Genomic DNA, 24,183 nt, shown 5'->3' with positions numbered 1-24,183 from the left:
CTCAGCCCCTCTCGCCGGCGGCGGGCGCCGGCTTGTTCAGGTCCACCGCCGGCGCGCCGCGGGCATAATCGTCGGCCAGTCCGCCTTGCGAGCGCTGCCCGCTCTGCTCCAGCGCCACCTCGGTCGGGTGGGCGGCGGCATCGCGCGCGGCGCTGGTCTGGTGCCCCGCTTTCGAGGCGACCGCGGCACGCCCGCGCGGGCCGTTGAAATATTCCTGGATCCACGGGTGATCCAGCGCCAGCAGCTCGTCGATCGTCCCCACGGCGATCACGCGCTTGTCGGCGAGCACCGCCACCCGGTCGCAGATCGCATACAGCGTATCGAGATCGTGCGTGATCAGGAACACCGTCAGCCCCAGCGTCTTCTGGAGCGCCTTGGTCAGCTCGTCGAACGCCGCCGCGCCGATCGGATCGAGCCCGGCGGTCGGCTCGTCGAGGAACAGCAGTTCGGGATCCAGCGCCAGCGCGCGCGCCAGCCCCGCGCGCTTCTTCATGCCGCCCGACAGCTCGGCCGGAAACTTCGGCCCGGCGTCGGCCGGCAGCCCGGTCATCACCACCTTGTACGACGCGATCTCGTCGAGCAGCGTCAGGTCGAGGTCGGGGTAGAATTCGCGCAGCGGCACCTGCACGTTCTCGGCCACCGTCAGCGTCGAGAACAGCGCACCGCCCTGGAACAGCACGCCCCAGCGCTTCCGGATCTCGACCGTGTCCAGCTCGCTGCGGTTCAGCGTCGGTTCGCCGAACACCTCGACCTCGCCCGCGCTCGGCGATTGCAGCCCGATGATCGATCGCATCAGCACCGACTTGCCGGTGCCCGACCCGCCGACCACGCCCAGGATCTCGCCGCGGCGCACCTCGAGGTCGAGGTTGTCGTGGATCACCTGGTCACCGAACTCGTTGCGCAGGCCGCGCACCTTGATGATCGGCGCATCGTCGGGGCGGGAGCGATTGTGCTGCGGCATCAGATCCAGCCGATCTGTTCGAAGAACACCGCGAAGAATGCGTCGACCACGATCACCATGAAGATCGCCTGCACCACCGCCGAGGTCGTCTTCAACCCGACCTGCTCGGCATCGCCCTTCACCTGCATGCCCTGGAAGCAGCCCGCGACCGCGATGATCGCGCCGAACACCGGCGCCTTGATGAGGCCGACGAACACGTCGGTGATCGGCACGACCTCGCGGATGCGCGCCACAAAGGCGATCGGCGGGATGTCCAGCGCGAACCAGCACAGCAGGCACCCGCCGAATACCGCCAGGATCGAGGCGTAGAAGCCCAGCAGCGGCATCAGGACGATCGCCGCGATCGTCCGCGGCAGCACCAGCGCCTCCATCGGCGACACGCCGATCGTGCGCATTGCGTCGATCTCCTCGGTCAGCTTCATCGTGCCGAGCTGGGCCGCGAACGCCGACCCCGATCGCCCCGCGACCATGATCGCGGTCATCAGCACGCCCAGCTCGCGCATCGAAATGCGGCCGACCAGGTTGATCGTGAACGCCTCCGCGCCGAACTGCCGCAGCTGCACCGCGCCCTGCTGCGCGATGACCACGCCGATCAGGAAGCTCATCAGCCCGACGATGCCCAATGCCGAGACGCCGACCACCTCGAAGCGCTGCACCGTGGCTTTGAAGCGGAAGCGGCTGGGATGGCGCAGCACGTTGCCGAACGCGATCACCGTCTCGCCCATGAACGCCAGCAGCCCCAGCGCGGTGCGCGCCGAATGCGCGGTCGACTCCCCGATCTCCGCCAGCACGCGGCGGAACGGAGAGCGCGATTGCGACCGCATCTGCACCGGCTGATCGGCGGCCTGCACCTGCTCCAGCAGGTTCTGCCCGTCGCCGCTCAGCCCCTCGATCCGCGCCTTGTGCTCGCGCGCGAAGCGGTGGATCACCCATGCGCCGATCGTGTCGATCCGCTCGATTCCGGACAGGTCGATCAGCGCCACGTTGCCGCCTTGCCGATCCAGGCGCGCGGGGAGGTCGCCCAGCCGCGACAGCGACAGGTCGCCGGTGAAGCGGAGAACCTCTCCGTTCCCGTCCTGATCCACATTGAAGTCGGCTGCCGCAGTCATCGGTCGATCCATGCGGCAAAGGTCATCACGCCACAAGCGTTCAGCGCGGCAATCGTTCCGCGCGCGTACCACTTTTGTGATCGACCGCTCACAACAGCACGTCGATGGCGTGGATGACCACCCCGACCATTCCGCCCACCAGGGTTCCGTTGATGCGGATGAACTGCAGGTCCTTGCCGACGGCATTTTCGAGCCGTGCAGTCACCGTGTGCGTGTCCCACCCGCGCACCGTCTCCGACACCAGCCGCACGATCGCGTCGCCGTAATCCGCCGCCGCCCCCACCGCCGCACGACGCACGAAGCGGTTGATGATCCGCCCCAGCCGCGGATCGTCCTGCAACGTCGCGCCCAGCTGCTGCAACGCCTCGCCCAGCTTGCCCGCCATCAGCGCATCCGGATCGCGGGCGGCGCGCAGCATCGCGGCGCGCGCCTGTTCCCACAGCCCGTTGATCCAGTCCTGCATCGCCGGGTTTTCGAGCAGCTCGATCTTCACGCTTTCCACCCGCGCGCGCAGCTCGGGGTCGTGCTGCAACCGCCCGGCGATGCTTTCCATCGCCTCCTCCACCTTCAGGCGCAGCGGATGCTCGCGGTTCTCCGCCATCTCCGCGACCAGCTTGTCGAGCCCGTCGATGATCTTGTTGGCCAGCGTCTCGTCCAGCCCGGTCCAGCGCAGCACCGCCCCCGCGCGGTCGTGGACCATCGCGCGGATCAGATGCTCGTTCGCCGCCAGTGCAGCCCGCATCCACCGCACCAGCGCGTCGATCACCGGGCGATGCCGCTCCTCGGCCATGGCGGCGGCCAGTGCGCGGCCCAGCATCGGCGACAGCTCCGTTTCGCGCACGCGCGTCACCATCATCGCGCGCACCATGCCGCCCAGCCGCTCCTGATCCAGCGCCTGCAACACCTCGGTCGCCAGCCGCGAGATGCCGCGCGTGATCCGCCCGCTCCCCCCCGCTCCGGCCCTGCCGCCGCGCGGATCGGCGAGCCAGCGCCCGGCGGCCGCGGCGACATCGATCCGCTGCATCCGCCGCGCGACCACCGCGGGGATCAGGAAATATTCGCGCAGGAATTGCGCCAGCTGGTCGCCGATCCGGTCCTTGTTGCGCGGAATGATCGCGGTATGCGGGATCGGCAGCCCCAGCGGATGGCGGAACAGCGCGGTCACCGCGAACCAGTCTGCCAGCCCGCCGACCATCGCCGCCTCGGCGAAGGCGCGCACGAACCCCCATGCGGCATGCCGCGGCTCCAGCGCGCGCGAGGCGAAGAACGCCGCCGCCATCGCCACCAGCAACAGCCCCGCGACCCGCCGCATCCGGATCAGGGCGGCAGGCGGGGGAGCGGCGCGAACCTTCATTCCCGTAACAATCCTCCACCGCCCGCGAAGTTCAAGACCTCCGTTACAGAGCTTGTGCGCGTGCAAGGCGGCGGAGGGTCAATTCGTACGCACGCTGGTTCAACAATTTCCGTTCGTGCTGAGCCTGTCGAAGCACGTGCCCGGGGCGCGCGCGCTCCGATGCTCGCCACCGTTGTCGCCCGCGACACGTGCTTCGACAAGCTCAGCACGAACGGTTCGGATAGTACGAGAATAACTTGAACGTCCAAACACCGTCGCGTCTGCGCAGGCAAGGGCCTATGTCGGGCCAATCCACCCGCAACCGGCCGACGACGACCGACACCGCCGCGTCAGCTGCTGCCAATCCCCTATTCCGCCGGATGCGATCCCTCGCCCCGGAACGGGATCCGCCCATGCGGCGCGCCGATCGCGTCCTGCGGCGCATGCTCGATCACCGGGCCCTCGTCGCCGGGACGATAGGTCAGCAACCGCCGCCCCAGCCACGGCCCGACCCGCCGCTCGACCCCGATCGCCAGCGAGAACGCCGCGGGCACGATCAGCAGCGTCAGCAGCGTGGAGACCATCAGCCCGCCGATCACGACGATCCCCATCGGCGCGCGCGACGCCCCGTCGCCCGACAGCGACAGCGCGGTCGGCACCATGCCCGCGACCATCGCCACCGTCGTCATCACGATCGGCTGCGCGCGCTTGTGCCCGGCATCGACGATCGCATCGTAGGACGGCACGCCCGCCTGCATCTCCTCCAGCGCGAAGTCGATCAGCAGGATCGAGTTCTTGGCGACGATGCCCAGCAGCATCAGCAGCCCGATGAACACCGGCATCGACAGCGGATTGCCGGTCAGGCGGAGCGCGATCAACCCGCCCAGCGGCGCCAGCGTCAGCGACGCCATGTTGACCAGCGGCGGCAGCAAGCGGCGATACAGCAGCACCAGTACCGAGAAGACCACGAACACCCCCGCGGTCACCGCGATGATGAAGTTCTGCAGCATCTCCATCTGCCATTTCGCCTGCCCGACGCTCAGTTCGCCGACCCCGACCGGCAGCTCCTTCATCGCCGGCAGCTGCTTGACCTTGGGCAGCATCGTGCTGATCGTCTGCCCGGGGCTCAGGTCGGCGCCGATCGTCAGCTGCCGCTGCTGGTTGATGCGCTGGATGCGCGTCGGGCCGGAGCCGAAGCCGATCTCGGCCACCAGGTTCAGCGGCACCGATCCGCCGGTCAGCGTCGGCACCGGCAGGTTCTGGATCGTCGCCAGCCGCGACCGCGAACTCTGCTCCAGCGCGACGCGGATCGGGATCTGCCGGTCGTTCAGCGAGAAGCGCGCGCTGTTCTGGTCGATGTCGCCGATCGTCGCGATGCGGATCGCGTTCGACAAGGCGGCCGTCGTCACCCCCAGGCTGGCGGCCAGGTCGAGCCGCGGCTTGATGATGATCTCCGGCCGGTTCAGGTCGCCCGCGATGCGCGGCGCGAGCAGCCCGGGCACCGTCCCCATCTCCTTGACCAGCCGGTCGGCCGCCTGGCGCAGCACCACCGGATCGTCGCCGCCCAGCGTGATCGACACGTCGCGGTTGTTGTCGCCCCAGCCGAACTGCGACTGGAAGTTGACGCGCGCGTCGGCGATCTTGGCGAGGTCGGGCGACACGCGGCGCTCGAACTCGGTCGAGGTCACGTCGCGCTTCTCGCGCAATTGCGCGGTCACGCGCCCCGAGCCCACCAGCGTGCGGGTGTAGATGCTCTCCACCTCGGGCTGCTTGAGCAGCACGGCATAGACCTGGTCGACGACGCCCTGCGTCGTGTTCAGCGTGCTGCCCGGCGGCATGGTGATCGTCACGGTCGAGGTCGGCATGTCGCGCGCCGGCTGGAACGTCATGGGCGAGGTCGCGAACATCGCGATCGTCGCCACGAACGCCAGCACGCCCGCGCCGATCATCCACACGCGGTGGTCGCGCCAGTAACCGAGCACGCGGTGGATGCCGCCCTTGGCGCGCGCGCGCGCCGCCCTGGTGCCGTCGAGCGTCCATATGAGCAGCCGCTGGTATCCGTTGAGCAGCGGCCCGCCGCCGTGCTCGACATGCCCGCCCGCCTTCAGGAAATAGGCCGCGACCATCGGCGTGATCAGCCGCGCGACCGCAAGGCTCATCAGCACCGCCGCGACGACGGTCAGCCCGAAGTTCTTGAAGAACTGCCCCGCGATACCGGGCATCAAACCGACCGGCAGGAACACCGCGACGATCGCCATCGTCGTCGCCAGCACCGCCAGCCCGATCTCGTCGGCGGCGTCGATCGACGCCTGGTACGCGGTCTTGCCCATCCGCATGTGGCGGACGATGTTCTCGATCTCGACGATCGCGTCGTCGACCAGCACGCCCGCGACCAGGCTGAGCGCCAGCATCGTCATGTTGTTGAGCGTGAAGCCCATCAGGTCCATGAACCAGAACGCCGGGATCGCCGACAGCGGGATCGCGAGCGCCGAGATGATCGTCGCGCGCCAGTCGCGCAGGAACAGGAACACGACGATCACCGCCAGGATCGCGCCCTCGATCATCGCGTGGATCGCGGTCTTGAATTGCTCCAGCGGGTATTTGGACCCGTCGTAGCGCAGCTTGAAGCGGACCTGCGGGTTGCGCTTCTCCAGCGCCTCCAGCTTGGCCTTGGCGTCGCGGAACACCGTCACGTCCGACGCGCCCTTGGCGCGCGTGAAGTCGAAGGACAGCGCCTGCCGCCCGTCGACCGACGCGGCGGAGCGCTGCTCGGCATACAGGTCGCGCACCGTCGCCACGTCCGACAGCCGGATCGTGCGCCCGCCGCCGACGCTGATCTGATATTGCCCCAGCTCATAGGCGGTGCGGGCGTTGCCCAGCACGCGCACCGACTGCTCGGCGCCGGCGATCTCGGCACGCCCGCCCGGCGCGTTGAGGTTCACCTGCCGCAGCTGCGCGTTGATCTGGCTGGCGGTCAGCCCCTGCGCGGCGAGCTTGGCGGGGTCCAGGATCACGCGGATCTCGCGGCTGACCCCGCCGTTGCGCGTCACGCCGCCGATGCCGGGCACCGACATCAGCTCCTTGGTCACCGTATTGTCGATGTACCAGCTCAGCTGTTCCAGCGTCATGTCGGTGCCGACCGCGGTATAGCTGCCCAGGTCGTTGTCGTTCACCTTCACGCGCGCGACCTGCGGCTCCAGGATGCCCTCGGGCAGGTTCCCGCGGATCTGCGTGATCGCGTCGCGCGCCTCGTTCACCGCACGGTCGATCGGGGTGCCGATGTCGAGCTGGACGATCGTCGTCGACGTGCCTTCCGACACGTACGACTGGATCATGTCGATCCCCTCCAGCGATCGGACCGCCGCCTCCACGCGCTGGGTGACCTGCGTCTCCAGCTCGCTCGGCGCAGCGCCCGGCTGGGTGATGTCGATCGAGACGATCGGGAAGTCGATGTCGGGCTGTTCGTTGATGTCCATCCGCGCGAAGCTGACGATCCCCGCGACCGTCAGCATCAGGAAGAGGACGATCAACGGCACCGGGTTGCGGATCGACCAGGCGGAGATGTTGCGAAAGCCCATCGGGATGCGTCCTTCTTACCGCGCGGCGGCCGGCTTGGCGCGTTGCGGGCGCACCGTCTGCCCGGGGTTCAGGAACGCGCCCGCCGACTGCACGACGCGTTCGTCGCCGTTCAGCCCGCTGGCGATCGCCACCCGGTCGTCGGCGACCGTGCCCAGCGTCACCGCGCGGCGCTGCGCCTTGTTCTGCTCGTCGACGATATAGACGTAATTGCCGCGCTCGTCGCTCAGCAGCGCCGACTGCGGCAGCTCCGGCTGGCGCGCGTCGCCGGCGGTGATCGTCGCGGTCGCGAAGCCGCCGGGGCGCAGCGCCGGATCATAGGCGAGCCGGACGCGTGCGATGCCCTGGCGCGTTTGCGGGTCGATCACCGGCGCGATCTGCCACACGGCGCCCGAAAACGCGCGCGTGTCGCCGACCGGCACGACCTTGGCGGGCGAGCCGACGCGCACCGCCTGCAGGTCGCCCTCCGACAGTTGCGCGCGCATCTCCATCTCGCCGCCCTTGGCCATGCGGAACAGCATGCCGCTCCCGGAGCTGACGATCTGCCCCGGCTCGACCCCGCGCGTCAGGATCAACCCGGCAGCCGGCGCGCGGATGTCGAGCCGTGCGTTGCGCGCGCGCTGCTCGGACAAGGTCGCCTGCGCCACCTGCAAGCGCGCACGCGCCGCGTCGCGGGTCGCGATCCGGCGCTGCACGTCGGCCTTGGAGATGAAGCCGCGATCGACCAGGCTCTGCGCGCGCTCCAGCTCCGACTGCGCCAGCGTCAGGTCGGATTTCGCGACGTTGATCTGCGCCGCCAGCGACTGCGCGGTCTGCGCCTGCACCGAGCGGTCGATCGTGGCCAGCACCTGGCCCTCGCGCACCCATTGGCCGGGTTCGACCAGCACACGGGAAACCATCCCCCCCTCGCCGGCGACGCCGACCGGCATCTCGCGCGTCGCGGCCAGCGTGCCGGTCGCGCTGATCGTGCGCGCCACCGCCTGTGCGCCGGGCACGATCACCGTGACGGCGGGCGCCTGGCTGGCGGCGGTGGCGGGGGGCGCATCGGCGGCCTTGGGGCGCAACGCGTACCAGGCGGCACCGGCGGCGAGCAGCAGCACGAGGCCACCGATCAGCAGCCAGCGGCGGCGACGGCGCGGCGTGCGATCCTCCAGCATCAGCGTCTCGCCCCCGATGCCGCTGGCCTCGATCCCGCTGCCGTGGAACTCGCCCGCCTGCATCTCGGCGCCCCGCATCTCCCCACCCTGGTACGTCATGATTCCCCTTTCGCGCCCCGGCGTGTATTACACGCGTACGTCACCAGTGCAAGCCGGGCGCGGCGCGGGGTTTCCTACAATGATTGCAACGCCCTGTCCCGTTCATCTTGCATTCCGCCGCGCGGCGGCAGAGGGGCGCGAACATGGATCAAGGGAGTTTTTCGCGCATGACCCGATTGTTGCCTGCACTGGCCCTGTCGCTGGCCGGGTCCCTGGCCGGCGTGGCCGCGCTGCCCGCCGCCGCGCAGGTCGCGCTGCCGATGGCGACCGTCGTGCCCGACGGCACGGTGCTGGACGTCGCCGCGACCGGCCGCGTCTCGCGCACCCCGGATCTGGCGACGATCACCGCCGGGGTCGTCACGCAGGCGCCGGTCGCCGCCGCCGCGCTGGCGGACAATGCGAAGGCGATGGATGCGGTGGTGAAGGCGCTCAAGGCCGCCGGCACCGCCGCGCGCGACCTGACGACCAGCAACGTGTCGCTCGCGCCGCAATATCGCTACCAGGACGGCAAGCCGCCGGTCGTCACCGGCTATCAGGCGACCAATTCGGTCGCGATCCGCTTCCGCGACATCGCCAGGTCGGGCGCGGTGCTCGACGCGCTGGTGCGCGCCGGCGCCAACCAGATCGACGGCCCCAACCTGTCGCTGTCCGATCCCGAGGCGGCGCTGGACGAGGCACGGACGCAGGCGATCGCGAAGGCGCGCGCCCGCGCCGAACTCTATGCAAAGGCCGCCGGGCTGTCGGTCGCGCGCATCGTCGCGATCGACGAGGCCGGCGACAGCGGCGGAGATCGGCCGCGCCCGATGCCGATGCTGGCACGCGCCGCGATGGCGCCACAGGCGGAGACGGTCGTGCTGCCCGGCGAGACCGACGTCACCGCCACCGTCAACGTCCGCTTCCTCCTGAAGTGACACGAAAACGGCCGCCCGGGTGCCCGGGCGGCCGTCTTGCCGTGTGACCTGATGGGTCGCGGGATTACCGCACGCGACCGCGACGGGCCAGGTTCACGATCGCCAGCAGGACCACGGCGCCCAGCAGCGAGACGAGGAACGAATAGATCGTCAGCGGCGCGTTGTTGATCGACCCGCCCGAGAAGATCAGGCCGCCGATGAAGGCGCCGACGACCCCGACCACGATGTTCAGGAAGATGCCCTGTTGCGCATCGGTGCGCATGATCATGCTGGCCAGCCAGCCGATGACACCGCCGATGATGAGCCAGAGAATGATACCCATGATGTAACTCCCCTCAGATGCGCCCGAAGTGGCTGCTCTGGCGGGAATTACTCACGAGGCCGGCACATTGTTCCGGCCCCGTAATTCGGATTTGTCAACCTGGGTCAACGCGCCTTTCCACATTGTGCCGGCGCGGGACGCCGGGGCCGCGGTCAGAACTTTTGCTGGCGTTCGTACAGCGACTTGTAGTGCTGGATCCGCGTCACGCGCAGCCCGGGCATACCCGACCGGTCGATCGCGCGCTGCCAGCCCGCGAATTCCTCGACGGTCAGGCCATAGCGCGTGCAGACGTCGTCGACGCTCAGCAGCCCGCCGCTCACCGCGGCGACCACCTCCGCCTTGCGCCGCACGACCCAGCGGGTCGTGGTGGGCGGCGGCAGCGTGTCGAGCGTCAACGGTTCCCCCAGTGGACCGATGACCTTGGCAGGGCGACTGTTGTTCTGTTGTTCGATCATTCCAAACCTCGGTTCGGGGCCGCGGGCCCCATCTCCATGTCGTGACTGCTGCGTAACGGCGATGGATTGAACGGCTCCTAAAGCGGCGCGGTAAACGAGCTCTTCACGGCTGCTTCCAATCGTTCAGCACGGCGGCGGCGTTCGCGTTGAACGCGCCGCCGGTCACGCGCGCCGGCGCGTCCAGCATGCGCGCCACCTGCGCGGTGCGCGAGGCGCGCTGGCGGGCGCGCAGGCTGTCGAGCAGCGGCGGCGGGGAGGTCGGGGGTTCGGGTGTCATGGCACGACCTTACACCCGCCGGTCTGAAGGCCCGGTAAAGTCGGGGGAAACGCTTCGTTCATTTCGGTTTACGCGCCGCCCGCGCGCACGGTATGATGCGCGCATCATGGACAGCGGTGAATTTCAGCTTGCGCCCGGTGCGCGGCGTATCGTCGTGGCGATGTCGGGCGGGGTCGACAGTTCGGTCGTCGCCGCGCTCGCCGCGCGCCAGCCCGGGGCCGAGGTGATCGGCGTCACGCTCCAGCTCTACGATCACGGCGAGGCGACGAAGCGCGCCGGCGCCTGCTGCGCGGGGCGCGACATCCGCGACGCGCGCGCGGTCTGCGACCGGCTCGGCATCGCGCATTACGTCTTTGATCACGAAAGCAGCTTCCGCACGACCGTCGTCGATCGCTTCGCCGACGAATATCTCGCCGGGCGCACCCCGATCCCGTGCGTCCAGTGCAACATGGGGCCGAAGTTCACCGACCTGCTCGCACTCGCCCGCGATCTCGGCGCCGATTGCCTCGCGACCGGCCATTACGTCCGCCGCGTGGAGGGGCCGGCCGGCGCCGAGTTGCACCGCGCCGCCGATCCGGCGCGCGACCAGAGCTATTTCCTCTTCGCCACCACGCAGGCTCAGCTCGACTTCCTGCGCTTTCCGCTCGGCGGACTGCCCAAGGCGCGCGTCCGCGAACTCGCCGCCGAACTGGCCTTGCTCGTCGCCGACAAGCCCGACAGCCAGGACATCTGCTTCGTTCCGGACGGTGACTATGCCGCGCTGGTCAGGAAATTGCGCCCGGAGGCGGCGACCGGCGGCGACATCGTCGATCTGGCCGGCCGCAAGCTTGGCGAGCATCGCGGACTCGTCCATTATACGGTCGGGCAGCGCCGCGGGCTGGAGATCGGCGGCAGCGCCGAGCCGCTCTACGTCGTGCGGCTGGAGCCCGACGCGCAGCGCGTCGTCGTCGGCCCGCGCGCCGCGCTGGCGGTCGCGGCGGCGCGGCTGGAGGCGATGAACGTGCTGGGTTCGCTCGACGGCCCGCTCACCGCCAAGGTCCGCTCGATGGCGAAGCCGGTGCCGGCGCACATCGTCGGCGATCGTCTGGTCTTCGACGCCCCCGAATATGGCGTCGCCCCCGGCCAGGCCGCGGTGCTCTACGCCGGCGACCGCGTCCTCGGCGGCGGCTGGATCGCGCAGACCGAGCCGGCAATGATCGCGGCGTGACGCCCTCCCCTCGCCCCTCGCAGAAGGGAGAGGGATGCGCAGACTTGGTCCTTGCGCAGCAAGGGCCTAGTCGAAGCTGGGTGAGGGGTGGCGCTCGCGCCAGCGAGCGCGCGAGCCGAAGGCTCGCCCGGCCCCGCACCCCCCAGACAAAAGGCCCCGCGCCGCTCGGGGCCGGGGCCAGTTTCGTCTAGGGAGCAACTCCAGACGGTTCGGGTGGCGGGCGACGCCGCTGCGGGGCGGGCCGCCCGCGATCTCGTCAGAGCGCGTTGGTGGTCGCGGCGTCGGTCGTGTTGGCGTCGACCGCGTTCAGCGGCAGCGCGCCCGCGTCGGTCGCATTCTCGTCGGCCGGCAGCGTGTCGTTCAGCGCGACGTCGTTGCCGAAATCGGCATTGAGCGCGGTCTCGTTCGCGGTCTCGGTCTTCGACCCGCATGCCGCCACCGACAGCGCCAGGGCCACCGCGGACACGCCTGCAACGATCTTCTTCATCAACGCACATCCCCTTCATGGTCGATGGCGATGCGCCATCGTCCACGCCAATCTATACCGATTTGATAGGAGATCAACCCCGTTCGATATCACCCCTGCCAGCCGGGGCGCAGCGCGATGCGCAGCACGCGATCGTTGTTGGTGACGTACAGCGCGCGGCCGCCTTCCCCGAACGCGGCATTGGCGGCGGGCGTCGGCGTCTCGATCAGCCCGATCGGCTCGCCCTCCGGGGTCAGGAACATGATCCCGCCCGGCATCGAACAGACCAGCGTGCCGTCGCGCGCCACCTTCATCCCGTCCGGCAGCCCCGGCTTGCCCTGCTCGTGCCACGCCTTCGCCGACACCAGCACCCGCGACGCACGCGGCGTCCCATCCGGTCCCAGGTCATAGGCCATCACGCGCGGGTCGGCGGCGTCGGAGACCGAGACGTACAGCCGCCGCTCGTCCGGCGACAGCGCGAGGCCGTTGGGCCGCGTCAGCGCGCCTTCGACCAGCACCGCCTCGCCGCCCCCGGCTCCGCTCTCCCGCCAGCGATAGACGCCGTTCATGCTGAGTTCCGCGGCCGGCGACGCATTCTCGCCTTTCAGGCCATAGGGCGGATCGGTGAACCAGATCGCCCCGTCGCGCGCGACCGCCATGTCGTTGGGGCTGTTGAAGCGCTTGCCCCGGTAGCGATCGACCAGCACCGTCCGCCGCTTCGTCTTCAGGTCCACCCGGTCGATCGACCGCCCGCCGCTGTTGGCGATCAGCAGCCGGCCCTGCGCGTCGAGCGTCAGCCCGTTCGCGCCCGGCTCGCTCAGGATCGTGCGATCCGGATCCGGCGCCCCCGACGGCGACAGGAATGTCGTCACCCCGTCCTTGCGCGACCAGCGCCGGACGATGTTGGCCGGCGGATCGGAGAACAGCAGGTAGCCGTCCCCCTGCGGTACCCACACCGGCCCTTCGGCCCACTGGATTCCGGTCACGATCGTCTCGATGGTGGTCCCCGGCGCAACGATGCGGTCGAAGTCGCGGGTCATTCGGGTGATCTTTGCGTCCCGAGGCTGGTATTTTGCCCCACACAGCGTCACCGCCGCCATACCGACCAGCACCGCCCGCCGTCCCGGCTGCTCCCCGATGTTCCGCATCGTCCTCTGTCCCTGCCATTTTCTGCTCCGCGCACGCTCGCACGGATCGCAGTTCGCGCCAAACCGCTTCACCGTCATGCACAAGAAACCGCGTTTGCCCGAGAAAATCTGCGCCAGCTGCCACCGCCCCTTCGCCTGGCGCAAGAAATGGGCGCGCGACTGGGACGCCGTCAAATATTGCTCGGACCGCTGCCGCGGCGTCGGCGAACGCCCGGCACCCTAGCGCGCGCCGCGCCGGTCGATCGTCGGCAGGGCGCGGAGAAAATTGGCGATTTCCGTCCGCCGCGCATCGGTGTCGGCCAGTTCGCCGTCCACCCCCAGCCGCCACCGCAGCGATCGCCGCGCCGGGTCGCCGTGCAGCGCTTCGATGACCCCTGCGCGCTCCTCGACCTCGCCCTCGTCCTCCGCCAATCCCGCCTCGACCAGCCGCGCCGCCTGCCGCCGCAGCGCGATCGCAATCTCCCCCAACGACAGTTCCGGGTGATATTGCACTCCCCAGAACACCCCCTTGTCGTGCCGGATTTCAACGGCTTGCACCCGCGTCACCGCATTGCCGGCCAGCAGCGTCGCTCCCTCGGGCAGTTCCTCGACCTCGTCGCCGTGGATCGCCGGCGCATCCCACGTCGCCGGGCGGCCGGCAAGCAGCGGATGCTCGCGTCCCGCCTCGGTCGCGACGATCCGGCGCGAGAAGCCCGCCTCCATCCGCTCGGGCATCGCGCGCACCCGCCCGCCTGCCGCCGCGACCGCCACCTGCAATCCCGCGCAGGACCCGAACGACGGCGTCCCGCTCGCGAACACCGCACGCATGAACGCCAGCTGCCGCCGGACTTCGGGCGTGTCGTCATACACATGCAGCGGCGATCCGGTCAGGAACACCGCGTCGAAGGCGCCAAGTTTCTCCGGGGAAAATCCCGGCTGCCCGGCGTCCGCCGGCTGGCACAATATGATCTCGGCTCCCGCCGCCATCTGCCGCAAGGTATCGGCATAGCTCTCGCCAGAACTCTGCCCGGTATGCGCACGCCGCGCCGCACGGTCGTCGGGACTCTCGCTCTCGGCGACCAGAAATCGTTGCACGCGCGCTGCCTTCCACCAAGTCCGCAAGATCGCCCCAACGCACGATCGCCGGCCCAAGCCCCTGCGCTGCCCTCACTTTTCGCCGTGTCATCAAGCCTCCACAAACCGAGGCCATCCGGTCGCGCTCACAGGAGGTTGCACCGATGCCCATTACCCGCCGCTCGCTCATCGTCGGTGCCGGTGCGTTCTCCGCCACCCCGCTGCTCGCCGCTGCGCAAGGTCCGGCACGCACCTTCACCCATTCGGTCGCCAGCGGCGAACCCGGCCCCGACTCGGTGCTGCTGTGGACACGTTGCGTGATCGACGGCGGCCGGCCCGGCGAGGTCACCGCCGAGATCGCGGAACAGCCCGACATGACCGGCGCACGCGTCGTCGGGGCGCAGATCACCGGTCCGTGGCGCGACTATACGGTGAAGCTGACCGCCGATGGCCTCCAGCCGGGGCGCTGGTACTGGTTCCGCTTCGTCGCGCCGGACGGCACGCGCTCGCCGGTCGGCCGGACCCGCACCTTGCCGGCGGACGGCGTAGAGCCCTGGCGTGCGGCGATCTTCTCCTGCTCGAACCTCGGCTTCGGCTTCTTCAACGCCTACGGCCATGCCGCGGCGCGCGCGGATCTCGACTGCGCCATCCACCTCGGCGACTATTTCTACGAATATGGCCCGGATCATTATCCAGAGCCCAACCAGCTCGTCCCCGGCCGCCTGCCGCAACCGCTCGCCGAGACGATCCACCTCGCCGACTATCGCCAGCGGTTCGCCAGCTACCGCGCCGATCCCGACCTCCAGGCGCTGCACGCGCGACTGCCGATGATCGCGCAATGGGACGATCACGAAAGCGCCAACGACAGCTGGGAGGGCGGCGCGCAGAACCACGACCCCGCGACCGAGGGCGACTGGAACCAGCGCCGTGCCGCCTCGATCCAGGCGTATCGCGAGTGGATGCCGGTGTCGGACGAGCCGTGGAAGAGCTACGACATCGGTGCGCTCGCCACGCTGATCCGTACCGAGACGCGGCTGCTCGGCCGCACGCAGCAGCCCGATCTCGACCCGCTGTTCAGGAACGCCGATCCGTCCGCGGCGCTGCGCGCGTTCCGTGACGGGGCCTGGCAGGACAAGGGCGCGACGATGATGGGATGGCAGCAGGAAAGCTGGCTCCACCATGCGCTCGCCGCCTCGGTGCGCAGCGGGCGGCGTTGGCAGGTGGTCGGCTTCGGCACGATCATGGGGCAGACGCTGATGCCCGCCGATGCGCAGACGTGGCTGAACGGCCGTACCAGCAGCTACGTGACCGAGGGGATCGCCGCCGCGAAGGTCGGGCTGCCGTTCAACTTCGACAATTGGGGCGGCTATCCCGCGGCCCGCGCGCGCTTCCTGCAACAGGTGCAGGCGCTCGGCGGCGACACCGTGCTGATCTCGGGCGACAGCCACAATGCCTGGGCCTATGACCTCGCGCACGACGGCCGCCCCGCCGCGGTCGAGTTCGCCGGGCACAGCGTCACCTCGCCGGGGTTCGAGAGCGGCACCGCCGCCGGTCCGGCAAGGATCGCGGCCGATCTGGTCCGCACCAACCCGGAGCTGAAATGGTGCGACACGTCGCGCCGCGGCTATATGGCGATGACGATCGCACCGGATGCGGTGCGCAACGACTGGATCATGGTCGACACGATCAAACGCCGCACCCCCGCCGCCACGATCGGCCACCGCGCGACGGTGGGGCGCGGGCGGAACCGGATGGCGTAAAGGCGGGGGCGCCGCATCGCCCTCCTCCCCGCGCGGGCGGGGATCGGGAACCCGGGCCGCGATTTCATCGACGAAGCGGCGCCCCTGGATGCTCGCCCTCGGGAGTGACGTATTTCGTCGCGGTCATCGACCACCACCGTCACGAACCTGACACCAATCGGTCACGCGCCCGCAAACAGTCGCGCGCAGGGGGCTGGTCAACGCCGGGCGACAGAAACCCGGTAATCAAAGGGAAAAGATCATGCTCCGTTCGATGCTGCTCACCGGCAGTGCGCTGCTCGCCATCGCCGCCACGCCCGTGCTGGCCGAGGATGTCCCCCCCGCCCCGGCCGCCGCTGCGGCGGCGGACACGCCTGCCGCGACGGAGGGCAACGAGGTCGTCGTGCTCGGCTTCGGCCAGGCGCGGCAGGTACAGACGATCACCGCTGCCGACATCGAGCGCCAGACCCCCGGCACCACCCCGCTGAAGGCGCTCGCCAAGCTGCCCGGCGTCAACTTCCAGTCCGCCGACGCGTTCGGCGCCTATGAATGGTCGAGCCGCATCTCGCTGCGCGGCTTCAACCAGAACCAGCTCGGCTTCACGCTCGACGGCATCCCGCTCGGCGACATGAGCTACGGCAACGCCAACGGCCTGCACATCAGCCGCGCGATCATCTCCGAAAATGTCGGTTCGACCACCGTGGCGCAGGGCGCCGGCGCGCTCGGCGAGGCATCGACCTCCAACCTCGGCGGTACGCTGCAGTTCTTCTCGCGCCGCCCGTCCGATTCGTTCGGCATCGCCGCGTCGGGCACCTACGGGTCGAACGACACGTACCGCGGCTTCGCGCGCGTCGACAGCGGCGACATCACCGGGGGCGGTCTGCGGGGCTACCTCAGCTACGGCTATCTCGAGGCCGGCAAGTGGAAGGGCGACGGCGTTCAGCGCCAGCATCAGGCGAACGCCAAGCTGGTGCAGGACATCGGCGAGCGCGGCTCGATCACCGCCTTCTTCAACTTCTCCGATCGGCGCGAGAACGACTACCAGGATCTCAGCCTCGATATGATCCGGCGGCTGGGGTACGATGCCGACAATCTCGCGCCCGATTACGCGCGCGCGCTGCAATTCGCGCAGATCTACAACAACCAAGTGACCCGCGCCGGCTCCGCGACCGCCACGTTGCCGTATCCGAACGCCGGGCTGACCTTCCCCTCGCCTTACACCTCGGTCGATGACGCCTATTTCGACGCCGCCGGGTTGCGACGCGACTATCTGACCGGGATCACGCTCGACGCGCCGCTGACCGAGGCGGTGACGCTGTCGGTGACCGGCTATTACCACGACAACCATGGCCAGGGCGTGTGGGTGACGCCGTACCTCGGCACGCCGGGCGGCGCGCCGCTGTCGATCCGCACCACCGAGTACGACATCAATCGCGGCGGCACGATCGCGCGGCTGAAGGTGGAGACCGGCGACAACATGCTGGAGGTCGGCGGCTGGTACGAATCGAACAGCTTTCGCAACGCCCGCCGCTTCTACGGGCTCGCCGATCAGGCGACCCCGTCGCGCAAGGTCCTGTCGTTCCAGAAGAACCCCTTCGCGACGCAGTTCGACGTCGATTTCCAGACCGACACCAAGCTCTACTACGTCAGCGATCGCCTGACGCTCGGCCAGCTGACGCTGACCGGCGGGTGGAAGGGATATGAGGTCACCAACAAGGCGACCCCGATCGTCGGCACGCTGGCCAGCGGCACGATCGACGCGCGCGACTGGTTCCTGCCGCAGGTCGGCGCAGTCTACGGCTTCGGCCCCGCCGAGGCGTTCGTGACCTATACAGAGAACATGCGCGCCTTTGTCTCGGCCGCGGTCGGCGCCTCGCCGTTCGCGACGACGCAAGAGGGCTTCGATTTGATTCGCGGCGGCCTGAAGCCCGAGAAGTCGAAGACCGCTGAGGCCGGCGTACGCTTCCGCTCCGGCGGCTTCCAGGGCTCGATCGCGGGCTATTACGTCGACTTCTCGAACCGGCTGCTCGCCTACACCGATGGGCCGGGCATCCTCGGCCGCCCCGTGCGGCTCCAGAACGTCGGCGGCGTCGAGAATTACGGTGCGGAGGCCACCGCGCTCTACAAGATCGCAGCCCCGTTCTCGATCTTCGCGTCCTATTCGTACAACCACTCCGAATATAAGGACGATGTCATCGGCGCGAACGGCGCGCTGATCACCGCGACGCGCGGAAAGACCGTGGTCGACAGCCCGCGCCACATGGCCAAGGGCGAAATCGTCTTTGACGACGGCCGATTCCTCGCGCGCGTCGGCGCCGATTACATGAGCCGCCGCTACTTCACCTACACCAACGACCAGTCGGTCGGCGACCGCGTGCTGGTCGATGCGACGATCGGCTATACGATCGGCGATCTCGGCAGCCTGCGCGGCGTCCGCATCGAAGGCAGCGCGACCAACCTGCTCGACAAGCGCTACGTCGCGACGATCGGCTCCAACGGCTACACCGCCAGCGGGGACAGTCAGACGCTGCTCGCCGGTGCGCCGCGGCAGTTCTTCGTGACGCTGCGCACCGGCCTGTAATCCTCTCAAGAAAGATCCAGAACATGCGTCGCATCCTGATCGCGGGCGTGGCTCCGCTCGCCCTCGTCACCGCGGTTCCCGCGCTCGCGCAGAGCGTCGTGACCGCCTCCGCCCCGTCCTCGACCGCGGACAATACGCCCGCACCCGACGCGCCGTCCGACGATATCGTCGTCACCGGCACCGCCACCCGCTCGGTCGCGCAGATCACCAACGCCGAGATCCAGAAGATCCTGCCCGGCATCAGCCCGCTCAAGGCGCTCCAGACGCTGCCCGGCGTCACCTATCTGACCGCCGATCCGTGGGGCAACAACGAGCAGAACATCTCGTTGTTCGTCCACGGCTTCAACGCGCAACAGCTCGGCTACACGCTCGACGGCGTGCCGCTCGGCGACCAGCAATACGGCAATTACAACGGCCTCAGCCCGCAACGCGCGGTCATTTCGGAGAACGTCGGGCGTGTCCTGCTCGCCTCGGGTGCGGGCGACCTCGGCACCGCCTCGACCAGCAATCTCGGCGGCACGATCGACACCTTCACCAGCGATCCGAATCCCGTCTTCGGCATCAGCGCGGCACAGACCGTCGGCAGCTACGAGGCGACGCGCAGCTACGTCCGCCTCGACAGCGGCGACATCGGGCAGAACACGCGCTTCTACGTCTCCGGCGTGCGCCAGCGCGCGCGGGCGTGGGACTTCGAGGGCTATCAGAAGGGCTGGCAGGCGAACGCCAAGCTGGTCCATGACGATGCGATCGGCAAGCTGACCGCGTATTTCGCCTTCTCCGACAAGCAGGAGCCGAACGAGGACGCCACCGTTGTCTCGGCGACGCAGACGTACCAGCCGTACATCCGCCCGTTCCTCTATCCGAACTTCGCGAACATGCGGGCGTACCTCGCCAATCAGCTGCCGTACAACGGCGCCGCCAGCTATGCGGCGTCGGGCGCGAACTACAGCAATTACTACAGCGCCGCCCTGCGAACCGATTATCTCGGCTATGTGAAGTACGACTGGAACGTCAGCGATCGGGTGACCTTCTCGAACCAGGCGTATTTCCACCACAATGACGGCGTGGGCATCGTCGCCGGCCCGATCACCGTCGCCGGACTGCCGCAGCTGTTCTCCTTCTACTATCCGGGCGTGCCGGGCAGCAGCTCGACCTCGGCGGCCAACCTGGCGCGGCTGTCGACGATCTTCGGCGGCTCGGGCCTCGCGACGCGCACCACCGAATATCGCATCGATCGCGTCGGCGGCATTTCCACGCTCCGCGCCGAGCTGGGCAATCACACCTTCGAGCTTGGCGGCTGGTACGAGCATCAGAGCTCGTCCGCCTACCGCCGCTGGTATGCGCTCGACGTCAACAACCCGTCGTCGCCCTATGATCGCCCGCTCGACCTCGCCGATCCGCTGATCACCCAATACGGCAGCGAGATCCGCGTGACCGAGATCCAGGCGCACATCCAGGACGCGTGGAAGATCATCCCCACGCTGACGCTCCAGGCCGGGTTCAAGAGCACCTTCCAGCGCGCGCGCCAGCGCGTGCCGGTGCAGCCCATTCCGGGCTCGTTCACCGGCTCGCGCGAGCTGCCGGTCGGGCGCATCAACACCGACGAATGGTTCCTGCCGCAGGCCGGCGTGCTGTGGGACGCCACCGATCACGAGCAGGTGTTCGTCAACGCGCAGAAGAATATCCGCCAGTTCCAGACCAGCGCCGCCGCCGGGCTGTCGCCGTTCGCACTCGGCAGCCAGACGCTGTTCGAGTTCTTCAAGGACAATACCAAGCCGGAGACGAGCTGGACCTACGAAGGCGGTATCCGCACCCGCCGCCCGCTCGACCTCGGTCCGCTGACCGGGTTCGAGGGGCAGATCAGCTATTATCACGTCGACTTCTCGAACCGCCTGCTCGCGATCAGCCCGACCACGACCATCACCGCGATCATCAGCGGCGCACCGATCATCGCCAACGTCGGCAGCGTGAAGACCGACGGCGTCGACGCGGCGGCGACGCTGCGCTTCGGCGACCGCTTCTCGCTGTACAACGCGCTGTCCTATAACAACTCGCGCTACGCCGATAACTACACCGTCGGTACGCCGCCGGTCGTCGTGCCGACCGCGGGCAAGAAGGTGCCGGGCTCGCCCGACTGGCTGAACAAAACCGTGGCGACGCTCAGCGGCGACGGGGTGGAGCTGCAGCTGATCGGCGACTATATCGGTCGCCGCTATGCCACGTTCACGAACGACCTGAGGGTGCCGGGCTATTTCACCCTGTCGGGCCGCGTCGGCTTCGACATGCCGCTGTCGGGCGAGGGCCTCGCGAAGAAACTGAACGTCAGCCTGAACGTGACCAACATCACCGACAAGAAGGCGTTCTCGACGATCAGCGTCGGGGCGGCGTCGGGAACGTACAACTTCTTCCCGCTCGCACCCCGCCAGGTGTTCGTCACGCTGGCCGCGGGGTTCTGAGCGTGATGACTCGCCGCGCCGCTCTCGGCTCCGCCCTCGCGCTGGGGGTCGCTTCCACCGCCGGCGCGGCACCGTCGTCCCGCCCGGCGCCGTTGGTGTTTGCGCACCGCGGCGCCTCGGCGCTGCGCCCCGAGCATACGCTGGCCGCCTATGCGAAGGCGATCCAGGACGGCGCGGACTTCATCGAGCCCGATCTGGTTCCGACCAGGGACGGCGTGCTGGTGGCGCGGCACGAGAACAACATCGCCGAGACCACCGACGTCGCCGATCGCCCAGAGTTCGCCCCGCGCCGCACCACGAAGACGATCGACGGCGAGGCGCAGACCGGCTGGTTCACCGAGGACTTCACGCTCGCCGAGTTGAAGACGTTGCGCGCCAGGGAACGGCTCGGCGCGATCCGCCCCGAGAGCCAGCGCTACGACGGACATTTCCAGATCGTGACGCTGGACGAGGTCATCGACTTCGCCGCCGCCGAGGCCGCCGCGCGCGGCCGCACGATCGGAATCGTGCCCGAACTCAAGCATTCCACCTATTTCGCAGGCGTCGGCTTGGCCGTCGAGGACCGTTTTCTCGCCGTTCTCGCCGCGCACGCCTACACCCGCGCCGCACCGGTGCAGGTGCAGTCGTTCGAGGTCGCGAACCTGCGTTATCTGCGTGGCAAGCTGCCGAAGGGCGGCAACGTCCGGCTGGTGCAGTTGATCGGCGATCCGGCGCAGCGCCCCGCCGACGTCGTGAAGGCCGGCAGCGGCCCCGATTATCGCGCGATGGTCTCGCCCGCCGGCCTGCGCGAGATGGCGCGCTATGCCGACATCGTGGCGCCCAACACGCGGATGCTGATCCCGCTCGGCGCCGATGGGCGGCTCGCCGCGCCGACGACGCTGGTCGCCGATGCGCATGCGGCGGGGCTCCAGGTCTGCCCTTGGACCTTCCGCCCCGAAAATCGCTTCCTCGCCGCCGACTTCCGCAGCGATGCGGGCGACGATGCGCGCAACCCGGCCGGGTCGGTGGCGGAGATGCGCCGCTACATCGCGCTCGGCATCGACGCTTTCTTCACCGACGATCCCGCGCTGGGCCGGCTGGCGGTCGACGGCGACCGATAGCGGTTGCGCCCAACCGCGCGCAGGCGTATACGCGCCGGTCAATGGTCCGGCCGCACGGCCGACACCGACCCGACGGCTCCGCAGCGATGCGGGGCCGTTGTGCTTTTCGCCACGACCGGCGTTATCGTAAGGTTCCCAAGGAGAATATCGCAGCATGGCAGGTTACAAGGCCCTTGACTTCAACCAACGCGCCGCCGCCGCCCGCGACGCGAAGGCGCGCGCGCTGGAGGCGTTGAAGAACAAGGCCGCCCCCGATCCTGCAGAGGTCGCCGCCCGCCTCGCCGCGCGCGAGGCCAAGGAAGCCGCCGAGGCCGAGAAGCGCGAGCAGCGCCGCGCCGCGATCGCCGCCGAAAAGGCCGCCAAGGAAGAGGCGCGCGCGCAGGCAGCAGCCGAGGCGGCCGCCGCCGCGGAGGCCGCCGCCGCCGCGAAGCGCCCGCCGGTCCTGCCGACCGCCGCCGAACTGAAGGCGGCGCGCGACGCCCGCTACGCCGCGCGCAAGGCCCGCCAGAAGAAGTGATTCGTCCCGAACTGGTCGGCGTGGCGGAGGTGCCGGACGGCCCGCCGCTTCGCCTGTTCCGGCGCGGGGCCGACTTCATGATCGTGCTTGAGCGCAACGAGCTGATGAGCACGCGGATGAGCGGCTCGGAAGTCGCGCTCGGCACGATGACCTGCGACCGCCTGGCGGGTCGCGCTGCTCCGCACCTGTTGATCGGCGGATATGGCATGGGCTTCACGCTTCGCGCCGTCCTCGCCCGCCGGGGCAGCGACGCGCGCGTGACGGTCGCCGAACTGGTCCCCGGCATCATCGAATGGGCACGCGGGCCGATGGCGGCGCTCGCCGCCGGATGCCTTGATGATCCGCGGGTGACGTTGGAAATCGGCGACGTCGGCGCGACGATCCGCGCCGGTGCAGGACGATACGACGCGATCCTGCTCGACGTCGACAACGGCCCCGACGGGCTCACCCGCCCCGCCAACGACGGCCTGTACGGCCCGCGCGGCCTCGCCGCCGCGCGTACCGCGCTGCGCGCCGGCGGCGTGCTCGCGATATGGTCCGCCGCCCCCGACGCACGCTTCGCCCGCCGCCTGGCCGACAGCGGCTTCGCGGTCGACGAAGCGAAGGTCCGCGCACGCGAGAACGGCAAGGGGGCGACGCACGTCATCTGGTTCGCCACCCGCCGGTAGCGGCGGCAACGCTGCCCCTTCGTGTCACCGCAGCGGAATAAATTACGGCTGAGTGCGGAACTGGCGCGGGCGTGCACCTCGGTGGTAGACGCCGCCTTATGGCTCACGCGCACCATCACCACGGCCACGACCACGGGCATGACCACGCCGGTCACGGCCATCATCACGCCGCTCCGCCCGAACGCTGGGACCGGGTGTTCGCGATCGGGATCGCGCTGAACCTCGCCTATGTCGTGGCCGAGGGCGCGGCGGGCTTCCTCTACGGCTCGGTCGCGCTGCTGGCGGACGCCGGGCACAATCTGTCCGACGTGCTCGGGCTTGCGGTCGCGTGGGGCGGTGCGGCACTGGCACGCGCGGCACCGTCGAAGCGCTTCACCTATGGGCTCAAGGGATCGACGATCCTCGCCGCGCTCGCCAACGCGCTGCTGCTGCTGGTGGCGATCGGTGCGATCGCGCTGGAGGCGGTGCAGCGCTTCGGCGACGCGCCGCGCGTCCCCGGGCTGACGGTGTCGGCCGTCGCCGCCGCGGGGATCGCGGTCAACGCTTTGACCGCATGGCTGTTCGCGCGCGGGCGTGAGGGCGACGTCAACGTGCGCGGTGCGTATCTCCACATGCTGTCCGACGCGATCGTCTCCGCCGGCGTGGTCATCGCCGGCGTCGCGATCTGGCTGACCGGCGCGGCGTGGATCGACCCGGTGGTAAGCCTCGTCATTGCGGTGGTGATCTTCTGGCAGACCTGGGGATTACTGCGCGAGACGGTGGAGATGGCGCTGGCGGCGGTGCCGCGCGGGATCGATTACGACCAGGTGCGCGACGCCCTGTCGGCCCTGCCCGGCGTCGCGACGATCCACGACCTGCACATCTGGCCGATGTCGACCACCGAGCCGGGGTTGACCGCGCATCTGGCGATGCCCGGCGGCCATCCCGGCGACGGCTTCCTTCACGAGGCGCAGGCGATGCTCCACGACCGGTTCGGCATCGGTCACGCCACCCTTCAGGTCGAGACCGGCGCCGCCTGCGCGCTCGCCGACGAGCGCCGGGTGTAGCG

Annotated in this window: 21 protein-coding genes; 10 read left to right on the top strand and 11 right to left on the bottom strand. The window is 69.3% G+C overall.

Annotated elements, in window-relative coordinates:
• Position 1 precedes the first annotated feature (1 nt).
• The 5 genes from J2Y58_RS10315 to J2Y58_RS10295 all read right to left on the bottom strand — a co-directional run bounded on the left by J2Y58_RS10315 (position 2) and on the right by J2Y58_RS10295 (position 8,136).
• Positions 2 to 961, bottom strand: coding sequence for an ABC transporter ATP-binding protein (locus tag J2Y58_RS10315; RefSeq protein WP_310102475.1), 960 nt, complete (start codon positions 959 to 961; stop codon positions 2 to 4).
• Positions 961 to 2,070 (bottom strand): ABC transporter permease, encoded by a 1,110-nt coding sequence (locus J2Y58_RS10310; RefSeq protein ID WP_310102473.1) that lies wholly within the window; start codon positions 2,068 to 2,070, stop codon positions 961 to 963. Before J2Y58_RS10310 ends, J2Y58_RS10315 begins: the two co-directional genes overlap by 1 nt.
• Before the next feature lie 88 nt (positions 2,071 to 2,158).
• A complete protein-coding gene (locus J2Y58_RS10305; protein WP_405053090.1) occupies positions 2,159 to 3,382 on the bottom strand; it encodes a DUF445 domain-containing protein in 1,224 nt (407 codons plus the stop codon).
• Positions 3,383 to 3,771: 389 nt separating this feature from the next.
• The gene (locus J2Y58_RS10300; protein WP_310102467.1) at positions 3,772 to 6,981 is read right to left on the bottom strand and encodes an efflux RND transporter permease subunit; all 3,210 of its coding nucleotides are present in this window, start codon (positions 6,979 to 6,981) and stop codon (positions 3,772 to 3,774) included.
• Between the two features lie 15 nt (positions 6,982 to 6,996).
• Positions 6,997 to 8,136, bottom strand: a complete 1,140-nt coding sequence (locus tag J2Y58_RS10295; RefSeq protein ID WP_310102521.1) for an efflux RND transporter periplasmic adaptor subunit — start codon at positions 8,134 to 8,136, stop codon at positions 6,997 to 6,999.
• Positions 8,137 to 8,402: 266 nt separating this feature from the next.
• On the opposite strand from J2Y58_RS10295, the gene J2Y58_RS10290 reads away from it, so the two are divergent.
• Positions 8,403 to 9,146: an SIMPL domain-containing protein gene (locus J2Y58_RS10290; RefSeq protein WP_310102465.1), complete on the top strand. Its 744-nt coding sequence runs from the start codon at positions 8,403 to 8,405 to the stop codon at positions 9,144 to 9,146.
• Positions 9,147 to 9,210: 64 nt separating this feature from the next.
• On the opposite strand, the gene J2Y58_RS10285 is transcribed toward J2Y58_RS10290, so the two are convergent.
• From J2Y58_RS10285 to J2Y58_RS10275, 3 genes are all read right to left on the bottom strand, one after another.
• A complete protein-coding gene (locus J2Y58_RS10285; RefSeq protein WP_310102462.1) occupies positions 9,211 to 9,468 on the bottom strand; it encodes a GlsB/YeaQ/YmgE family stress response membrane protein in 258 nt (85 codons plus the stop codon).
• Positions 9,469 to 9,620: 152 nt separating this feature from the next.
• Entirely contained in the window at positions 9,621 to 9,923 is a 303-nt protein-coding gene (locus tag J2Y58_RS10280) for a DUF1153 domain-containing protein (RefSeq protein ID WP_310102460.1), read from the bottom strand.
• 103 nt (positions 9,924 to 10,026) lie between these two features.
• Entirely contained in the window at positions 10,027 to 10,200 is a 174-nt protein-coding gene (locus tag J2Y58_RS10275; RefSeq protein ID WP_310102458.1) for a hypothetical protein, read from the bottom strand.
• Positions 10,201 to 10,306: 106 nt separating this feature from the next.
• On the opposite strand from J2Y58_RS10275, the gene mnmA reads away from it, so the two are divergent.
• On the top strand, positions 10,307 to 11,407 hold the full coding sequence (gene mnmA / locus J2Y58_RS10270; protein ID WP_310102456.1) for a tRNA 2-thiouridine(34) synthase MnmA: 1,101 nt from the start codon (positions 10,307 to 10,309) through the stop codon (positions 11,405 to 11,407).
• Positions 11,408 to 11,663: 256 nt separating this feature from the next.
• On the opposite strand, the gene J2Y58_RS10265 is transcribed toward mnmA, so the two are convergent.
• Together J2Y58_RS10265 and J2Y58_RS10260 are read right to left on the bottom strand one after the other, a co-directional pair.
• Positions 11,664 to 11,894: a hypothetical protein gene (locus J2Y58_RS10265; RefSeq protein WP_310102454.1), complete on the bottom strand. Its 231-nt coding sequence runs from the start codon at positions 11,892 to 11,894 to the stop codon at positions 11,664 to 11,666.
• Between the two features lie 89 nt (positions 11,895 to 11,983).
• The gene (locus tag J2Y58_RS10260; protein WP_310102450.1) at positions 11,984 to 12,913 is read right to left on the bottom strand and encodes an SMP-30/gluconolactonase/LRE family protein; all 930 of its coding nucleotides are present in this window, start codon (positions 12,911 to 12,913) and stop codon (positions 11,984 to 11,986) included.
• A gap of 97 nt (positions 12,914 to 13,010) precedes the next feature.
• Between J2Y58_RS10260 and J2Y58_RS20985 the strand changes: the two genes are divergently transcribed.
• Positions 13,011 to 13,244: a DUF2256 domain-containing protein gene (locus J2Y58_RS20985; protein ID WP_405053089.1), complete on the top strand. Its 234-nt coding sequence runs from the start codon at positions 13,011 to 13,013 to the stop codon at positions 13,242 to 13,244.
• On the opposite strand, the gene J2Y58_RS10250 is transcribed toward J2Y58_RS20985, so the two are convergent.
• A complete protein-coding gene (locus tag J2Y58_RS10250) occupies positions 13,241 to 14,095 on the bottom strand; it encodes a type 1 glutamine amidotransferase (protein WP_310102447.1) in 855 nt (284 codons plus the stop codon). The genes J2Y58_RS20985 and J2Y58_RS10250 overlap by 4 nt on opposite strands.
• Positions 14,096 to 14,238: 143 nt before the next feature.
• Here J2Y58_RS10250 and J2Y58_RS10245 point away from each other — a divergent pair, with 143 nt between their 5' ends.
• The 7 genes from J2Y58_RS10245 to J2Y58_RS10215 all read left to right on the top strand — a co-directional run bounded on the left by J2Y58_RS10245 (position 14,239) and on the right by J2Y58_RS10215 (position 24,181).
• Complete coding sequence (locus tag J2Y58_RS10245; RefSeq protein WP_310102444.1) at positions 14,239 to 15,834, top strand: alkaline phosphatase D family protein; 1,596 nt, start codon at positions 14,239 to 14,241, stop codon at positions 15,832 to 15,834.
• A 241-nt stretch (positions 15,835 to 16,075) separates the two neighbouring features.
• On the top strand, positions 16,076 to 18,394 hold the full coding sequence (locus J2Y58_RS10240) for a TonB-dependent receptor domain-containing protein (RefSeq protein WP_310102441.1): 2,319 nt from the start codon (positions 16,076 to 16,078) through the stop codon (positions 18,392 to 18,394).
• Positions 18,395 to 18,417: 23 nt separating this feature from the next.
• Positions 18,418 to 20,850: a TonB-dependent receptor domain-containing protein gene (locus tag J2Y58_RS10235; protein WP_310102438.1), complete on the top strand. Its 2,433-nt coding sequence runs from the start codon at positions 18,418 to 18,420 to the stop codon at positions 20,848 to 20,850.
• A 5-nt stretch (positions 20,851 to 20,855) separates the two neighbouring features.
• Entirely contained in the window at positions 20,856 to 21,950 is a 1,095-nt protein-coding gene (locus J2Y58_RS10230; protein ID WP_310102515.1) for a glycerophosphodiester phosphodiesterase, read from the top strand.
• A 154-nt stretch (positions 21,951 to 22,104) separates the two neighbouring features.
• The gene (locus tag J2Y58_RS10225; protein WP_310102436.1) at positions 22,105 to 22,467 is read left to right on the top strand and encodes a DUF6481 family protein; all 363 of its coding nucleotides are present in this window, start codon (positions 22,105 to 22,107) and stop codon (positions 22,465 to 22,467) included.
• Positions 22,464 to 23,135, top strand: coding sequence for a spermidine synthase (locus J2Y58_RS10220; protein ID WP_310102433.1), 672 nt, complete (start codon positions 22,464 to 22,466; stop codon positions 23,133 to 23,135). Before J2Y58_RS10225 ends, J2Y58_RS10220 begins: the two co-directional genes overlap by 4 nt.
• A gap of 98 nt (positions 23,136 to 23,233) precedes the next feature.
• Positions 23,234 to 24,181: a cation diffusion facilitator family transporter gene (locus J2Y58_RS10215; protein WP_310102430.1), complete on the top strand. Its 948-nt coding sequence runs from the start codon at positions 23,234 to 23,236 to the stop codon at positions 24,179 to 24,181.
• Positions 24,182 to 24,183: the final 2 nt, after the last annotated feature.

This window comes from Sphingomonas sp. BE138 (assembly GCF_031456125.1).
Taxonomy (GTDB): Bacteria; Pseudomonadota; Alphaproteobacteria; order Sphingomonadales; family Sphingomonadaceae; genus Sphingomonas.
This window is presented reverse-complemented; position numbering and strand designations above follow the sequence as displayed.

Excerpts from the sequence above, each read along its gene's own strand:
- J2Y58_RS10315 (WP_310102475.1), bottom strand. The coding sequence starts at position 961 with ATGCCGCAGCACAATCGCTCCCGCCCCGACGATGCGCCGATCATCAAG.
- J2Y58_RS10310 (WP_310102473.1), bottom strand. The coding sequence starts at position 2,070 with ATGACTGCGGCAGCCGACTTCAATGTGGATCAGGACGGGAACGGAGAG.
- J2Y58_RS10305 (WP_405053090.1), bottom strand. The coding sequence starts at position 3,382 with ATGCGGCGGGTCGCGGGGCTGTTGCTGGTGGCGATGGCGGCGGCGTTC.
- J2Y58_RS10300 (WP_310102467.1), bottom strand. The coding sequence starts at position 6,981 with ATGGGCTTTCGCAACATCTCCGCCTGGTCGATCCGCAACCCGGTGCCG.
- J2Y58_RS10295 (WP_310102521.1), bottom strand. The coding sequence starts at position 8,136 with ATGCTGGAGGATCGCACGCCGCGCCGTCGCCGCCGCTGGCTGCTGATC.
- J2Y58_RS10290 (WP_310102465.1), top strand. The coding sequence starts at position 8,403 with ATGACCCGATTGTTGCCTGCACTGGCCCTGTCGCTGGCCGGGTCCCTG.
- J2Y58_RS10285 (WP_310102462.1), bottom strand. The coding sequence starts at position 9,468 with ATGGGTATCATTCTCTGGCTCATCATCGGCGGTGTCATCGGCTGGCTG.
- J2Y58_RS10280 (WP_310102460.1), bottom strand. The coding sequence starts at position 9,923 with ATGATCGAACAACAGAACAACAGTCGCCCTGCCAAGGTCATCGGTCCA.
- J2Y58_RS10275 (WP_310102458.1), bottom strand. The coding sequence starts at position 10,200 with ATGACACCCGAACCCCCGACCTCCCCGCCGCCGCTGCTCGACAGCCTG.
- mnmA (WP_310102456.1), top strand. The coding sequence starts at position 10,307 with ATGGACAGCGGTGAATTTCAGCTTGCGCCCGGTGCGCGGCGTATCGTC.
- J2Y58_RS10265 (WP_310102454.1), bottom strand. The coding sequence starts at position 11,894 with ATGAAGAAGATCGTTGCAGGCGTGTCCGCGGTGGCCCTGGCGCTGTCG.
- J2Y58_RS10260 (WP_310102450.1), bottom strand. The coding sequence starts at position 12,913 with ATGACCCGCGACTTCGACCGCATCGTTGCGCCGGGGACCACCATCGAG.
- J2Y58_RS20985 (WP_405053089.1), top strand. The coding sequence starts at position 13,011 with ATGTTCCGCATCGTCCTCTGTCCCTGCCATTTTCTGCTCCGCGCACGC.
- J2Y58_RS10245 (WP_310102444.1), top strand. The coding sequence starts at position 14,239 with ATGCCCATTACCCGCCGCTCGCTCATCGTCGGTGCCGGTGCGTTCTCC.
- J2Y58_RS10240 (WP_310102441.1), top strand. The coding sequence starts at position 16,076 with ATGCTCCGTTCGATGCTGCTCACCGGCAGTGCGCTGCTCGCCATCGCC.
- J2Y58_RS10235 (WP_310102438.1), top strand. The coding sequence starts at position 18,418 with ATGCGTCGCATCCTGATCGCGGGCGTGGCTCCGCTCGCCCTCGTCACC.
- J2Y58_RS10230 (WP_310102515.1), top strand. The coding sequence starts at position 20,856 with ATGACTCGCCGCGCCGCTCTCGGCTCCGCCCTCGCGCTGGGGGTCGCT.
- J2Y58_RS10225 (WP_310102436.1), top strand. The coding sequence starts at position 22,105 with ATGGCAGGTTACAAGGCCCTTGACTTCAACCAACGCGCCGCCGCCGCC.
- J2Y58_RS10215 (WP_310102430.1), top strand. The coding sequence starts at position 23,234 with ATGGCTCACGCGCACCATCACCACGGCCACGACCACGGGCATGACCAC.